Source organism: Micromonospora sp. AP08 (genome assembly GCF_008085935.1).
In the GTDB taxonomy this organism is placed as follows: domain Bacteria; phylum Actinomycetota; class Actinomycetes; order Mycobacteriales; family Micromonosporaceae; genus Micromonospora; species Micromonospora chersina.
Map to the genome: position 1 here is coordinate 1 of NZ_VSEZ01000012.1, position 14,047 is coordinate 14,047.

Sequence of the window (14,047 nt, forward strand, 5' to 3'; positions counted from 1 at the left end):
GCGGATTGATCGGCGTCGCGACCAGCGAGCCTGTGGAGGTGTCCCAGTGAGCCTGTCTCCCGTCGAGGGTGTGGCGCGGGCCGAGATGGAGCCGGCCGCCGACCCCGTGAAGCCCGACGAGCAGGGCGTCGTCGGCCGGTCGCCCGGGCAGCTCGCCTGGGCCCGGCTCCGCCGGGACCGCACAGCCATGGTCAGCGGCGTCGTGCTGATCCTCTTCGTCGTGCTGGCGCTCGCCGCGCCGCTGATCGCCAAGCTCTACGGCGTCGGCCCGAACGAGCAGTTCCAGCAACTCCTGGACGGCAACGGCATGCCGTTGGGCTACGTCGGCGGCATCACCGGCGACCACTGGTTCGGGCTGGAGCCGCGCCTCGGCCGGGACATCTTCATCCGCATGATCTACGGCATGCGGACGTCGCTGTTCATCGCGTTCGCGGCCGCACTGGTGACCACCGCGATCGGGGTGGCGGCCGGCATCCTCGCCGGCTTCCTCGGCGGGATCGTCGACACGGTGATCAGCTGGATCACCGACGTGGCGCTGGCCCTGCCCTTCCTCATCTTCGCCCTCGCCGTGGTGCCCACCGTGGGGCTGCGCTTCTACGGCCCGCGGGAGGAGGTGCCGCCGGCGTTCCAGGTGACCGTGCTCATCGGCATCTTCGCCGCGTTCGGTTGGACGAGCACCGCGCGGCTGGTCCGGGGCCAGGTGATCTCGCTGCGGGAACGGGAGTTCGTGGAGGCGGCCAGGGCCAGCGGCGCCGGACTGGGACACATGCTGTTCCGGCAGCTCCTGCCCAACCTCTGGGCGCCGATTCTGGTCGCGTTCTCGCTCGCCGTGCCGTCGTACATCACCGGTGAGGCGGCGCTGTCCTTCCTCGGCATCGGCATCCTCGAACCCACCGCCGACTTCGGCCGGATGATCTTCCAGAGCATCCCGTACCTGCAGACCGACCCGGCGTACGTGTTCTTCCCCGGCGTCACGATCTTCATCCTCGTGCTCGCCTTCAACCTGCTCGGCGATGCGCTGCGTGACGCGCTCGACCCGAAGTCGTCCCGGTAGGGGTGGAGCCTCATGACCCGATTCCTGGTACGCCGGCTGCTCACCGCGGTCCTCACCCTCTTCGCGGTGAGCGTGCTCAGCTTCCTGATGTTCTTCGGCCTGCCCCGCGACCCGGTCAGCGGCATGTGCCCGAAGAACTGCAACGCCGAACGGTTGGAGCGGGTCCGCGAGGAACTGGGCCTGCGTGACCCGCTGCCCGAGCAGTACGCCAACTACATGAAGGGCATCGTCACCGGGCGGGACCTGGGCAGCTCCCAGGGCGGCCGGTGCGACGCCCCCTGCCTCGGCTACTCCTACGTCAACAGCGAGGCGGTCACCGACACCCTGACCCGGGTGCTGCCGGTGACCCTGAGCATCGTCATCCCGGCGGCGGTGCTGTGGCTGGTGCTCGGCGTCGGGCTCGGCATGGTCTCGGCGCTACGACGGGGCACCCTGCTGGACCGGCTGGCCATCGGCTTCTCGCTGGCCGGCGCGTCGATGCAGCTCTACTTCGTCGGTGCGGTGCTGCTTCTGATCTTCACGTACAACCTGCGGATCACCCCGACGCCGGGCTACACCTCCATCTTCGACAATCCGGTGAAGTGGGCCAGCGGGCTCGTCCTGGCCTGGGTCTGCCTGGCCTTCCTCTTCTCCGCGATCTACGCCCGGCTGTCCCGGGCCCAGATGCTGGAGACGCTCTCCGAGGACTTCGTGCGGACCGCGCGGGCCAAGGGCGTGGCGAAACGGAAGGTGTACGGCCGGCACGCGCTGCGCGCGGCGATCACCCCGATCGTCACCATCGCGGGCCTGGACGTGGGCAGCGCGCTCGGCGGCACGGTGATCACCGAGACCACCTTCGGCATCCAGGGGCTCGGCCGCACCGCCGTGGACGCGGTCCGCTCCGGTGACCTGCCGACCATCATGGCGACCGTGCTGATCTCGGCGGTCTTCATCGTGGTCGCCAACATCGTGGTCGACCTGCTCTATGCGGCCATCGACCCCCGGGTCCGGTTGCGATAGCGCAACGGCACCCGGCAGGGCGTGGAGAAATCCACCGCTCTCTGTTACACAAACCGTAGTTTTCCTACGTCGTCTGACGAGGCTCCGTGATAGGGAGGAGGCGCAGATGCGCCTGAAGAGGGCAGCCGCCACGGGCGGCGCGCTCGCACTGCTCGTGGTGATGGGGGCGTGCAGCGAGAACAAGGGCACCGACGGCGGCTCCGGTGAGAACCGGGTGCAGAGCGGCTCGATCGCCACCGACCCCAAGGATTCGATGGGGCCGGCCGCCGAGGTGCCCGGCGCCGCCAAGGGCGGGACCTTCCGGGTGATCCGGGAGACCAAGATCTCGCACCTCGACCCGCAGCGGGTCTACTCGTTCGCCGGTCTGATGAACGCCCCGCTCTACAGCCGGTTCCTGACCACGTTCAAGGACGACGGCTCGGGCAAGGTGACCCTGGTCGGCGACCTGGCCGAGACCCCGGGCACCGACGTCAACAAGGACTGCAAGGTCTGGGAATTCAAGATCAAGGACGGGGTGAAGTTCGAGGACGGCAGCCCGATCACCTCCAAGGAGATCGCGTACGGCATCGCCCGCTCCTTCGACCCGGACCTGACCGGCGGCCCGACCTACCTTCAGGAGTGGCTCGCCAACGACCCGCAGTACGACACCAAGTGGAACTTCAAGGCGAACAAGACCTCGCTGCCGCCGGGCCTGACCACGCCGGACGCGAAGACGCTCAAGTTCGAGTTCGCCAAGCCGCACTGTGACCTGCCGTTCGCGGCGTCGCTGCCGTACACCGCGCCGCTGAAGGCGGACAAGGACACCGGCGTCAACCTGGACAACCAGCCGTTCTCCTCCGGGCCTTACAAGATCACCAAGAACACCGCCGGTGTCGAGATGGTGATGGAGCGGAACGAGAACTGGGACCCGAAGACCGACCCGGTGCGGCACGCGTACCCGGACAAGATCGTCTGGAACTACGGCCCGGACGCCGAGGCGGGCGCCAACCGGGTGATCTCCGACAACGGCGACGACCAGGCGGCGCTGGCCTGGAACGGCGTGCCGTCGGCGCTGGTCGCCCGGGTCACCGGCGACGCGACGCTGAAGGACCGCTCGGTGCGCGGCCAGACCCCCAGCCTGTGGCGGCTGACCATCAACACCCAGCGGGTCACCGACCTGTCGGTGCGCCAGGCGCTCAACTACGCGATCGACCGGGACGGCTTCATCAAGGCGTACGGCGGTGAGGCGTCCGCCAAGGCCGTCACCACGCTGATGCCGCCGTCGACCATCGGCTGGGAGAACTACGACGCCTACCCGGCCGGCCCGAGCGGCAACCTGGAGAAGGCCAAGGAGCTGCTCGCCGGCAAGACCCCGGAGCTGGTGCTCGGCATCAGCGACGACTCGCCGGAGCTGGCCACCCAGCTGAAGGCCAACCTGGAGAAGGCTGGCTTCAAGATCACGGTGAAGACCATCCCGACCGACGCCAAGCTGGACGAGGTCGGCAAGAAGAGCAACCCGTACGACCTCTGGACCGACCAGTGGGCCGCGGACTGGCCCAGCGGTGCGGCGATCCTGCCGGTGCTCTTCGACGGTCGCACCATCAAGGCCGAGAACAACAGCAACACCTCGTACGTGAACAGCGACGAGATCAACAAGGAGTTCGACCGGATCCTCGCCATGCCCGCCGGTGAGCAGGGCAAGGAGTGGGCCAAGCTCGACAAGCGCATCATGACCGAGCTGGCCCCGGCCGTGCCGCTCTTCGTCGAGCAGGGCTACTACCTGCACGGCTCCAAGGTGGGCGGGATCTACCTGTCCAGCATCTTCGGCTACCCCGCCTTCACGAACGTCTACGTGAAGCAGTGACGGCCTGACGAGCGGGGCCCCGGCCGATCCGGCCGGGGCCCTCGCGCGTCACAGGTGCCGGCGGAGGAAGTCCAGCTCCAGCCGGAGCAGCCGCTCGCTCACCCCACCGGCGGCCATGTGGGTGGCCCCGGTGAGCGGCAGCACGGCGTGCGGCCGGCCGGCGGTCAGCAGCGCCGCCGAGAGCCGCAGCGTGTGCGCGGCCAGCACGTTGTCGTCGACCAGGCCGTGCACCAGCAGCATGGGCCGGGCCTGCGCCGGGTCGCCGACCGGCTCGGCGGCCAGCTCGACCAGCGAGTGGTGGGCGTACACGTCCATCCCGTCGTCCGGCATCCCCAGGTAGCGCTCGGAGTACGCGGTGTCGTACAGCGTCCAGTCGGTGACCGGCGCGCCGACGACCGCGCACCGGAACAGCTCCGGGTGGCGCAGCACCGCCAACCCGGCCAGCCAGCCGCCGAACGACCAGCCGCGCACCGCCACCCGCTCCAGGTCCAGGTCCGGGTGCTTGCCGGCGAGCGCGGTCAGCGCGTCCACCTGGTCGGTCAGGATCACGTCGGCCACCCGCCGGTGGATCGCCTTCTCGAACGAGGGGGCGATGCCGGGGGTGCCCCGGTTGTCGATGGTCACCACGGCGAAGCCCTGCTCGGCCCACCACTGCCGTTCCAGCCAGGCCCCCCGCGCCGCGATCACCTCCTGGTGGCCCGGGCCGCCGTAGATGTCCAGCAGCACCGGCAGCTTCGTGCCCTTCACGTGCTCACCGGGGTAGAGCACCGCGCTCGGCAGCCGTCGATCGGTCACCCGGACCAGCGTGGGGCGCGGGGCGTACGGCGGGGTCGCCGCGCGCGAGCCCAGCTCGCCCACCTCGCGGTCGCCGTGCCAGACCCGCCACCGGGTGCCCGGGTGCTCCAGCGAGGCCACCCCCACGACCAGCGTGCTGCCGCCGATCGCGGCGGTGTGCCAGCCGGGGTCACTGCCCATCCGGCGGGCGTCCACCCCGCCGCCGATCGCCGTCCGCACCCGGTAGAGGTGACGCTGGCTCGGTTCGCCCTCGCTCGCCTCGACCAACAGTTCCGCCGCCGAGTTCGGGCCGGCCGGCAGCCGGCCCACCACCCGCCGCACGTAGAGGGAGGGCGGGGTGAGCAGGGTGCCGTCGGCGAACAGGCAGCGGGCGTCGTACCCGTCGTGGGCCAGCTCGCCGCCGACCAGCACCCGACCGTCGGGCAGGTGCGCCGGGGTGCCCGGGATGGGCTCCACCCAGCGCGGGTCCGCCAGCTCCGCGTGGACCTGCGTCTCCCCGGTGCGTGGGTCCACGGCCAGCACCAGCCCGTGCTGCTGCGACCGCCGCAGCACGGTGATCAGCGGGCCGCCGTCGGCCCAGTCCACCGAGGTCAGGTACGGGTAGGTCTCCCGGTCCCAGTGCACGTCGACCCAGCCGCCGTCGAGGTCGAGCAGGTGCAGGCTGACCTCCGCGTTCGGCCCACCCGCGCGGGGGTACGCCACGGACGTCGGCGGGCTCGCCGGGTCGGACGGGTCGTGCAGGTACCAGCGGTCCAGCCGGGACTCGTCCACCCGCGCGGCCAGCACCGAGCGCCCGTCCGGGGACCACCAGTAGCCGCGGAACCGGCCGAACTCCTCGGCCGCGATGTGCTCCGCCAGCCCCCAGGTCACCCCGCTGTCCTCGCCGGCGAGCAGGTTGTCCGTGCCGTCCGGTTCGACCACGCGCAGCTGGCCCCGGCGTACCCCCTCGGCGGCGTCGGTCACGTAGGCCAGCCGTTCGCCGGTCGGATCGGGACGCGGGTCGATCACCGGACCGACGGCGGCCACCTCGACCACGTCGCCGTGCACCAGGTCGGCCCGGAACAGGCGTCCGGCGAGCGCGAACGCGGCCACCCGGCCGGCGCCGTCCAGGGCGTACGAGCCGATGCCGGCGGCGCTGAGCCGCAGCCGCTCCCGCAGCGCCCGCTCACCCGGCGCCAGCTCGACCGGTTCGCCGTCCGTGCCGAGCAGCACCGCCGGGTCGGCGACGAGGTGCTCCTCGCCGGAGGCGACATCGAGCAGCCAGAGCGCGTCGGCCGGGTCCTCCGGTCCCGACGAGCGCAGGAAGATGACCCGGGAGCCGTCGTCGGCGACGGAGACGGAGCGCGGCGCCCCGTGGCTGAACCGACGGGTGCGGGCGGCCAGCTCGGGAAAGTCCACGCCTGTAGAGAGTAGGCGCGCCCCGGGCGTGATGTGGCCGACCTGGGCGGACGCGTAAGCATCGAGCGGGCAGGACCGCCGGTTAGAGTGACGGGCGTGACGACGCTGCCCGACCGACGCCTGCTGCTGGTCCACGCGCACCCCGACGACGAGTCCATCGGCACCGGCGCGACGATGGCGCACTACGCCGCCGCCGGCGCGCACGTCACCCTGGTCACCTGCACGCTGGGCGAGGAGGGCGAGATCCACGTGCCGGCGCTGGCCCAGCTCGCCGCGGCCGAGGCCGACCAGCTCGGCGGCTACCGGATCGGCGAGCTGGCGGCCGCCTGCGCGGCGCTCGGCGTCACCGACCACCGCTTCCTCGGCGGCGCGGGCCGCTACCGCGACTCGGGGATGATGGGGCTCGCCACCAACGAGCACCCCCGGGCGTTCTGGCAGGCCGACCTCGACGAGGCCGCCGGCCACCTGCTGGAGGTCATCCGCGAGGTGCGCCCGCAGGTGATGATCACGTACGACCCGAACGGCTTCTACGGACACCCCGACCACATCCAGGCGCACCGGGTGGCCATGCGCGGCGTGGAACTCGCCGCCGCCGAGGGCATCGCCCCGGCGAAGGTCTACTGGACCGCGATGCCGCGCGGCGTGCTGGAGGCCGGCCTGGACGCGTTCACCGAGTCGGCGGACAACCCCTTCGCCGGCATCGAGAGCGCGGACGAGCTGCCCTTCGGCACCCCGGACGAGGGGATCGCCGCGCGCGTCGACGCCACCGACCAGCACGTCGCCAAGGAGGCGGCGATGCGGGCGCACGCCACCCAGATCCCGGCCAACTCCTGGCTCTACTCGATCGCCGGCAACTTCGGCGCGGAGTTCATGGGCGTGGAGTACTTCACCCTCGCGGTCGGCGAGAAGGGTCCGGGCAGCGGCCCGTACGGCTGGGAGGACGACCTCTTCGCCGGGTTGGCGCTGGACGGGCCGGACCGGTCCCCGGTCACGGCGGCCGGCCTCCGGTGACGCTGCCCGCCGTACCCATGTCGGTCGCCCCGGAGCAGGAGCCCGCCGCGCCGCCCGAGCCGTCGGGCCGCGCGGTCGACCTCGTGCTGCGCGTCGCCGGCGGGGTGGTGGCGGTCTGGGCCGGCGTCCTCGCCGCGGTGCTCGACCTGCTCTTCGCCACCTGGGCCTGGGAGGTGGTGAAGGGCCGGTCCGGCGGTGCCGGCAAGGCCCTGGTCGGCACCTCGCTGGCGGTGGGCGGGATCGCCGCGGTGGTGGTGCTGACGGTGCTGGTGAGCTGGTTCGCCCACGTGGCGGTCGGCACCCGCTGGGCGGCGGCGCTGCCGGCCCTGCCCTGGTTCGTGGTGATCGTCGCGGGCGGCTTCCGCACCGTCGAGGGCGATCTCGCGCTCAGCGGCGACAACGTGCTCGGCCTCGGGCTGATCGTGACGGGCGCGATCACCTTCGCCGTGATGGGTTTCCGGCAGATCGTGGTGCCGCCGGCCGTCCGCTAGGGGTGCAGACGCCGCACAGGTTGCGGTGGTAGATATCTCTGCCAGGAGCCCACCGTGGGGGCGGGCGGTACGGCGGGAGGCGTGCGATGTTCCAGCGGTGGCGTGCGGTCGGCGTGCTGGCGGCCGCGCTGTTCGTGGTCAACGTGGTGGCGCGGCTGGTCATCAAGTTCGCCTATCCGGACGACGACACCGCGGCCGGCCGGGTGTCGCTGGCGATGTTCCTGGTGATCGGGCTGATCCTGGCCGCAACGGCGTTCCGTTGGGGCGCGGACCGGCCGGCCGGCCACTGGGCCGGCGACCTGGCCGTTGCGGTGGTCGCGGCGCTGGCGCTGACCGTCTTCGTCGGCCCGCTGCTGGTCGGCGAGAACCCGTTCGAGGGCGGCGCCGGCCTCTTCTTCGCCCAGATCTGGCTCTACCTGGCCTCCACCGCGGCCGGTGTGCTGGTCGGCTACCTGACCCTCACCGCGCTGGGCCGCGACTACCGCTCCCGCCAGCTCAAGCGCTACGCGGAGCTGAAGACGACCAAGCCCCGCAAGGTCGTCCGCCGCTGAGGCCGGGCCCGGCCCGGGCGGCCGGCCCCGCCCGGCGCCGGCCCCGGGGGGCGCGGCGTCCGGGCGGGACCGGTCCGCTGCGGCGTGCGGCTGTCGTGCGCCGGCTACGGCCGGGGCTTGCGCGTGCCGGGCAGGGGCGGCGAGTCGACCGACTCGACGGCCTGGCCGGCGTCAATCGTGATCATGGTGCCCTCGGGCGTGACCACCTCGTCCACCCGGTCCACCTCCGGCGGCACCATCGAGGCCACCACCCGGTCCGCCGCCGCCAGGGTGGACGCCCCGGGGCGGACGTCGCCGCTGACCCGGACCGGCTGCCGGTCGCCTTCGTTCGCCATGGCGTCGTGGTTGCCCGATCGGCGCGCCGGGGCGCGGGCGCCCGAGTCCTGTGCCGCGGGCGTGCGGTCGGCCGGGGACGCCGGCAGCGCCGGCAACGGGGTCGCCTCCGTGCCGGCGCCCTCCAGCTCCGCGGCGCGGCGCTCGATCTCCTCGACCTCCGGGGCCTGCGGCGCGACGTCCGCGAGTTCCGCCGCTCGCCGTTCCACCTCGGCCAGCTCCGTGGCGTCCGGTGCCGCGTCCACCGGCGTTGCCGAGCGGCGCGTGGTCGAGCCCGAGCCGCCCCGGGAGCCGGAGCTGCCCCGCGAGCCGGAGCCGCCGTGGGAGCGGGTGGTCCTGCGGCCTTCGCGCAGGGCCTTGATGAGCGCGTCGACCAGGTCGGGCTTGCGCATGTCGGCGGTGCCGTTGACGCCGCGCCGGCGGAGGCGGTCGCGGAGCTGGTCGACGGTGAGGCGGGCGATCTCGCTCTCGTTGACCTCCGGGGTGTTCGGTGTCTGGTTGCCGGGCTGCTCACCACCCGACCGCCGCGCGGTCGAGCCGGAACCGCCGCGCGAGCCGGAGCCGCCGCGGGAACGGGTGGTCTTGCGGCCTTCGCGTAGGGCCCTGATGAGCGCGTCGACCAGGTCGGGCTTGCGCATGTCGGCGGTGCCGGTGACGCCGCGCCGGCGGAGCCGGTCGCGGAGCTGGTCGACCTTCAGGCGGGCGATCTCGCTCTCGTTGATGTCGGGAGTGTTGGGCGTCTGGTTGCCCGGCTGTTCCCCGCCGTTGCCGCGACCACGGGGTGCGGTGCCCGGGCGGCCGCCCGTGCCGCGCCGGCCGGGTCCGGAGGCGGACGAGGCCCGGTCACGACCGGAACCCGAGCCGCCGCGGGAACGGGTGGTCTTCCGGCCCTCGCGCAGAGCCTGGATGAGCGCGTCGACCAGGTCCGGCTTGCGCATGTCCGCGGTGCCGGTGACGCCGCGCCGGCGGAGCCGGTCGCGGAGCTGGTCGACCTTCAGACGGGCGATCTCGCTCTCGTTGATGTCGGGGGTGTTCGGCGTCTGGTTGCCGGGCTGGTTCTTCGTCGCCGCCGCGCCGCTGCCGCGCCGCGCCGTGTGCTGCTTGGCCATCGAGCAGGTCCTTCCTCACCGGGGTACGGCTATCTCCGTACCCCGGACGACCTGCCGGAACCCTTCGATCAGTCCGGGGCGACCCGGGTCAGGTAGGTGTGGTGGGTGGTGAAGCCGAGCCCCTGGTAGAGGGCCACGGCGCCGGTGTTGCGCTGCTCCACCTGAAGGAACGCGTGGGTGGCGCCCTCCGCCCGGCCCCAGTCGGCCAGCGCCCGCATGACCGCGCCCGCGAACCCGCGCCGCCGGGCCTCCGGCAGCACCTCGATCAGCGTGAGGCCGAGCCAGCGCCCACCGCCGGTGACCGTGCCCCGGCCCACCGCGAGCAGCCGGCCGTCGACGTGGAGGTGGGCGAAGCGGATCCGGTCCACGGCGGTCAGCACGTGCCGGGCCTCGTCGGGCAGCCCGCCCTTGCGGCCGGCGGCCACCGCCAGCCACTCCGCCGACGGCGTCGGGGCCAGCCCGACCGGGGGCAGGTCCGGGCGCCCCGGCGGCAGCGCGGTGAGCGGCGCGGTCTGCACCAGCACCGGCGGCCGGGCGGTCCAACCCCGCGCGTCCAGCTCGGCGCCGACCGGCGCGGCCAGCGGCAGCGGGGTGTTCACCATCGCGGGCTGGCCGCGCTCGGCGTACCAGCGCTGCACGGCGTCCAGCGCGGCGGGCAGCGGGCGGTCCGGGTCGCCGACCGGCAGCGCGCTGTTCGCCCGGCCGGTCCAGCCCGCGGCGCTGCGCAGCAGCCAGTCGCCGAGCCGCCCGCGTACCGGGGCGGGCCACGCCTCGTCGGCGGCCAGCTCCAGCGCGATGACGGCGGCGGCGGTCGGCCGGCGGGCCGGCGGCACCCGCTTCGCCCGGTGCACCTGGCCGACCGGGACCCGCAGCCGGCCCCGGTCGGTGGCCAGCGTGATGTGGGTCTCGCTCAGCTCGACCAGCTCGCCGAGCGCGTCCGAGAAGAGCGGTCGGCCTTCGCGAATCCCCACAATCCGGCGGACCACGATCCGGTGTCCCACGTCCTGCTGTCGGAGCACGATCGACCCCCTCCCCGGCGAGATACTAGGCTCTAACCGTCGCGGATGATCGCGGCGAGTCTTGCGGAGGAGAAGACCGGTGACCTACATCATCGCCGAGCCGTGCGTGGATGTGCTCGACAAGGCATGCATCGAGGAGTGCCCGGTCGACTGCATCTACGAGGGCAACCGGATGCTCTACATCCACCCCGACGAGTGCGTCGACTGTGGTGCCTGTGAGCCGGTCTGCCCGGTCGAAGCGATCTTCTACGAGGACGACGTCCCGGAGCAGTGGAAGGACTACACCGGGGCGAACTACGAGTTCTTCGAGGACCTGGGCTCGCCGGGCGGCGCCTCCAAGATCGGCAAGGTGGAGAAGGACGCGACCTTCGTGGCCGCGCAGCCGCCGCGCGGAGAGGGCCACTGAACCGGCCCGCGCCGGTCTCGTCGCGGCTGCCCGACTTCACCTGGGACACCCTGGACGCCGCGGCCGCGACGGCCGCGGCGCACCCGGACGGTCTCATCAACCTCTCGATGGGCACGCCGGTCGACCCGGTGCCGGCGTTGATCCGGCAGGCGCTGGCCGACGCGTCGAACGCGCCGGGCTACCCGCTGACCGCGGGCACCCCCGCGCTGCGGGACGCCATCGCGGCCTGGGTGGCCCGCGCCTGCGGTGCGGGCGTCGACGGGCTCGGCGTGCTGCCCACGATCGGCTCCAAGGAGCTGGTCGCCTGGCTGCCCACGCTGCTCGGCGTCGGCCCCGGCGACGTGGTCGTGGTGCCGTCGATCGCCTACCCGACGTACGAGGACGGGGCCCGGCTGGCCGGCGCCACCACGGTGCGCAGCGACTCGCTGACCGCCCTGGGTCCCGACCCGCGCGTCCGGCTGGTCTGGGTGAACTCGCCCGGCAACCCCACCGGGCGGGTGCTGCCCGCCCGTCACCTGCGCAAGGTCGTCGACTGGGCGCGCGAGCGCGGCGCGGTGGTCGCCAGCGACGAGTGCTACCTGCCGCTGGGCTGGGACGCCGAGCCCGTCTCGGTCCTCTCGCCGGAGGTCTGCGGCGGGTCGTACGAGGGCGTGCTGGCGGTGCACTCGCTCTCCAAGCGCTCCAACCTGGCCGGCTACCGGGCCGGCTTCGTGGCCGGTGACCCGGCGCTGGTGGCCGAGCTGCTCAAGATCCGGAAGCACGCCGGGATGATCGTGCCGGCCCCCGTGCAGGCGGCCATGGTGGCCGCGCTGGGCGACCAGGGGCACGCCGACGCGCAGCGGGAGCGCTACCGGGTCCGGCGGGAGAAGCTGTACGCCGCGTTCACCGGCGCCGGTTTCACCGTCGAGCACTCCGAGGCGGGGCTCTACCTCTGGATGACCCGGGACGAGGACTGCTGGGACACCGTCGACTGGCTGGCCCGCCGGGGCATCCTGGTCGCCGCCGGCGTCTTCTACGGCCCGGCCGGCGCCCGGCACGTCCGGGTGGCGCTCACCGAGTCCGACGAGCACGTCGACGCCGTCGCCGGCCGGCTCGCCCAGCTCTGACCACCGTCGCCGAGGCGGCCGGCCCGAGAAGGGCCGGCCGCCTGCGACCGGGTCAGTCGTTGATCTGCTCGAACACCCGCAGCAGCGTGTCCCGGCTGTGCTTCTCCAGGAACTCGCTGGCCATCAGCTCCTGCACCTGCACGGTTCGGCCGTCGTGGAGGGTGATGGCCGCCTTCAGCGGCACCCGCTTGGTCACCTCGACCGAGCGGATCTCCTCGTAGGGCAGGAACGGGTTCCGGCTGGCCACCTCGGCGACCGGCGTCGCGCTCAGCACCTCCTTGAGCCGCTTCTCACCCTCGTGCGCCTTCCCCGGGTCGGGGACCAGGACCAGGCCGTTGTCCAGCACGTACACGTCGTGTTCCCGGCCGTCGATTTTGATGTTGGCGAGCGCGGCGATCAGGTCGGCGTTCCGCGCCGAGGCCCGGGTCTGAACCACCGTCGACTGCCGCACGTCGACGCCCAGCTCGGCCAGTCGGGCGAGCGCCACGTCCAGGGTCTCCGGTGCGACCGCCAGCTTGGCGATCTCGGCCAGGTCCCACGGCTCGCCGGAGCGACCGACCAGCCGGGCGGGTCCGGACCAGGAAAGCTGCCAGTACGCCCGGCCCGAGCGGACCGCCGCGTTGTCGAGCAGCGTCTCCATCGGGCCGGCGAAGGCGGCCGCCGCCTCCCGGCGGGTGGCGTTGGTGAAGAACTGCTCGGCGAACTCACCGAGCCGGCCGGCGCGGACCAGGTCCAGCACGGTGGGCAGGCCCGGCTCCGGCGTGCCGGTGAACCGGCCGGCCGCGCGGTAGATCCGGTCCGCCCGCTGCTGCACCCCGGCGGCGATCGACTCGGCGATGAACTGCGGCCAGGGCAGCAGGCGGCGGGAGCCGTGCGCGACGATCAGGCTCTGGAGCGCCCGGCCGGCGCCCACCACGTCGGCGAGCATGGTCCACGCCGGCCGGTCGTCCGGCGTGACGTGCACCGGAGGGATCTGGTCCATCGCAGCGACGCGGGCGCCGATCGGCGGGTGGGTGTCCCAGCGGGACGCCGGCCCCTCCGGGGCGTTCTCCCGCAGCTCGTCGATCTCGTCCCGACGCGCCTGGAGGAGGTGGCCGAAGCCGCCGAAGAAGTCGTCCGGCGCCAGCCCGACCGACCAGCCCGGGTCGACGTACCGGGTCTCGTAGAAGCGCCAGGCCGCGTCGAGGGCGGGCAGGGTCCGCAGCGCCGAGGCCGCAGCCTGGTGCCCGGCGATCTGCACCGAGGCGCGGTCAGCCTCCAGCTCCTGGCGACGCGAGGCGGCGTTGTCGACCAGCAGGTAGAGCTTCGCGTACTGCTTGAAGACCCAGCCGATCGGGTTGCGCGGGCTGATCCGCTCGATGGTCTCGCCGATGGCCAGCCGGCCCCGGTAGGCGACCCCGCCCAAGCGGGTGTGCTGGCCGGAGTAGTGGCCCAGCTCGTGGGCCAGCACCGAGCGGAGCTGGTCGATCCGCATGGCCTGGAGCAGCGGCAGTCCGACGTAGAGGGTGCGCCGGCCGCCGATCAGGCCGAGCAGGCGGCTCTGCTCACCGACCGCCGCGTTCACCTCGGGCACCAGGCGGATCTCGTCGGGCGCGCGGGTGCCGACCGCGGTGGCCAGCTCCCGCACCGTGGCCCAGAGCCACGGCGCCGCCCGCTCGTCCAGGATGAGGCCGGGCGCCGGCTCGTTCTTCGTACGGATGGCCTTCCAGAGCCCGACCCCGACGGCGCCGAGGGCGACCACCAGCGGGAGCAGCAGCTTGCCGGTGACCAGGCCGCTGGTGTGGCTGAACAGCCAGACGCCGAGCGCGGCCACGGCCGCGAGCTGGAGCAGCGCGACGACGTAGAAACCGATCAACATGACCACCGAGGCGAGAGCCCGGTATGTCGCGGACATGTGCTTCCTTTCCCCGTGTGAAGGGCCCGTCCCCCGTC

General features: G+C 73.1%; 12 protein-coding genes. 8 read left to right on the forward strand and 4 right to left on the reverse strand.

Annotated elements, in window-relative coordinates:
* Positions 1–46 precede the first annotated feature (46 nt).
* From FXF50_RS20145 to FXF50_RS20155, 3 genes are all read left to right on the forward strand, one after another.
* Entirely contained in the window at positions 47–1,054 is a 1,008-nt protein-coding gene (locus FXF50_RS20145) for an ABC transporter permease (protein ID WP_148430127.1), read from the forward strand.
* Between the two features lie 12 nt (positions 1,055–1,066).
* Complete coding sequence (locus FXF50_RS20150; RefSeq protein WP_148430129.1) at positions 1,067–2,053, forward strand: ABC transporter permease; 987 nt, start codon at positions 1,067–1,069, stop codon at positions 2,051–2,053.
* Between the two features lie 106 nt (positions 2,054–2,159).
* Positions 2,160–3,896, forward strand: a complete 1,737-nt coding sequence (locus FXF50_RS20155; protein WP_148430132.1) for an ABC transporter substrate-binding protein — start codon at positions 2,160–2,162, stop codon at positions 3,894–3,896.
* 48 nt (positions 3,897–3,944) lie between these two features.
* Here FXF50_RS20155 and FXF50_RS20160 read toward each other — a convergent pair whose 3' ends face one another.
* Positions 3,945–6,089, reverse strand: coding sequence for a prolyl oligopeptidase family serine peptidase (locus FXF50_RS20160; RefSeq protein WP_148430134.1), 2,145 nt, complete (start codon positions 6,087–6,089; stop codon positions 3,945–3,947).
* An 87-nt stretch (positions 6,090–6,176) separates the two neighbouring features.
* On the opposite strand from FXF50_RS20160, the gene mshB reads away from it, so the two are divergent.
* The 3 genes from mshB (at position 6,177) to FXF50_RS20175 (ending at position 8,142) form a co-directional block, all read left to right on the forward strand.
* Entirely contained in the window at positions 6,177–7,100 is a 924-nt protein-coding gene (gene mshB, locus FXF50_RS20165) for an N-acetyl-1-D-myo-inositol-2-amino-2-deoxy-alpha-D-glucopyranoside deacetylase (protein WP_187399741.1), read from the forward strand.
* Positions 7,101–7,117: 17 nt separating this feature from the next.
* On the forward strand, positions 7,118–7,591 hold the full coding sequence (locus tag FXF50_RS20170; protein ID WP_187399742.1) for a hypothetical protein: 474 nt from the start codon (positions 7,118–7,120) through the stop codon (positions 7,589–7,591).
* Between the two features lie 86 nt (positions 7,592–7,677).
* Positions 7,678–8,142 (forward strand): hypothetical protein, encoded by a 465-nt coding sequence (locus tag FXF50_RS20175; RefSeq protein WP_148430140.1) that lies wholly within the window; start codon positions 7,678–7,680, stop codon positions 8,140–8,142.
* A 104-nt stretch (positions 8,143–8,246) separates the two neighbouring features.
* Here FXF50_RS20175 and FXF50_RS20180 read toward each other — a convergent pair whose 3' ends face one another.
* Positions 8,247–9,584 (reverse strand): hypothetical protein, encoded by a 1,338-nt coding sequence (locus FXF50_RS20180; protein WP_148430143.1) that lies wholly within the window; start codon positions 9,582–9,584, stop codon positions 8,247–8,249.
* Between the two features lie 68 nt (positions 9,585–9,652).
* Positions 9,653–10,603, reverse strand: coding sequence for a GNAT family N-acetyltransferase (locus FXF50_RS20185; RefSeq protein WP_148430145.1), 951 nt, complete (start codon positions 10,601–10,603; stop codon positions 9,653–9,655).
* 79 nt (positions 10,604–10,682) lie between these two features.
* Between FXF50_RS20185 and fdxA the strand changes: the two genes are divergently transcribed.
* Complete coding sequence (gene fdxA, locus FXF50_RS20190) at positions 10,683–11,009, forward strand: ferredoxin (RefSeq protein WP_007464872.1); 327 nt, start codon at positions 10,683–10,685, stop codon at positions 11,007–11,009.
* Positions 11,006–12,115: a succinyldiaminopimelate transaminase gene (gene dapC, locus FXF50_RS20195; RefSeq protein WP_148430440.1), complete on the forward strand. Its 1,110-nt coding sequence runs from the start codon at positions 11,006–11,008 to the stop codon at positions 12,113–12,115. Before fdxA ends, dapC begins: the two co-directional genes overlap by 4 nt.
* A 52-nt stretch (positions 12,116–12,167) precedes the next feature.
* On the opposite strand, the gene FXF50_RS20200 is transcribed toward dapC, so the two are convergent.
* Entirely contained in the window at positions 12,168–14,009 is a 1,842-nt protein-coding gene (locus FXF50_RS20200; protein WP_148430147.1) for a M48 family metallopeptidase, read from the reverse strand.
* Between the last annotated feature and the right edge of the window lie 38 nt (positions 14,010–14,047).

What these genes read in the sequence shown, in the direction of transcription:
- FXF50_RS20150 (WP_148430129.1), top strand. Translation starts at nt 1,067, where the DNA reads ATGACCCGATTCCTGGTACGCCGGCTGCTCACCGCGGTCCTCACCCTC.
- FXF50_RS20155 (WP_148430132.1), top strand. Translation starts at nt 2,160, where the DNA reads ATGCGCCTGAAGAGGGCAGCCGCCACGGGCGGCGCGCTCGCACTGCTC.
- FXF50_RS20170 (WP_187399742.1), top strand. Translation starts at nt 7,118, where the DNA reads ATGTCGGTCGCCCCGGAGCAGGAGCCCGCCGCGCCGCCCGAGCCGTCG.
- FXF50_RS20175 (WP_148430140.1), top strand. Translation starts at nt 7,678, where the DNA reads ATGTTCCAGCGGTGGCGTGCGGTCGGCGTGCTGGCGGCCGCGCTGTTC.
- FXF50_RS20180 (WP_148430143.1), bottom strand. Translation starts at nt 9,584, where the DNA reads ATGGCCAAGCAGCACACGGCGCGGCGCGGCAGCGGCGCGGCGGCGACG.
- FXF50_RS20200 (WP_148430147.1), bottom strand. Translation starts at nt 14,009, where the DNA reads ATGTCCGCGACATACCGGGCTCTCGCCTCGGTGGTCATGTTGATCGGT.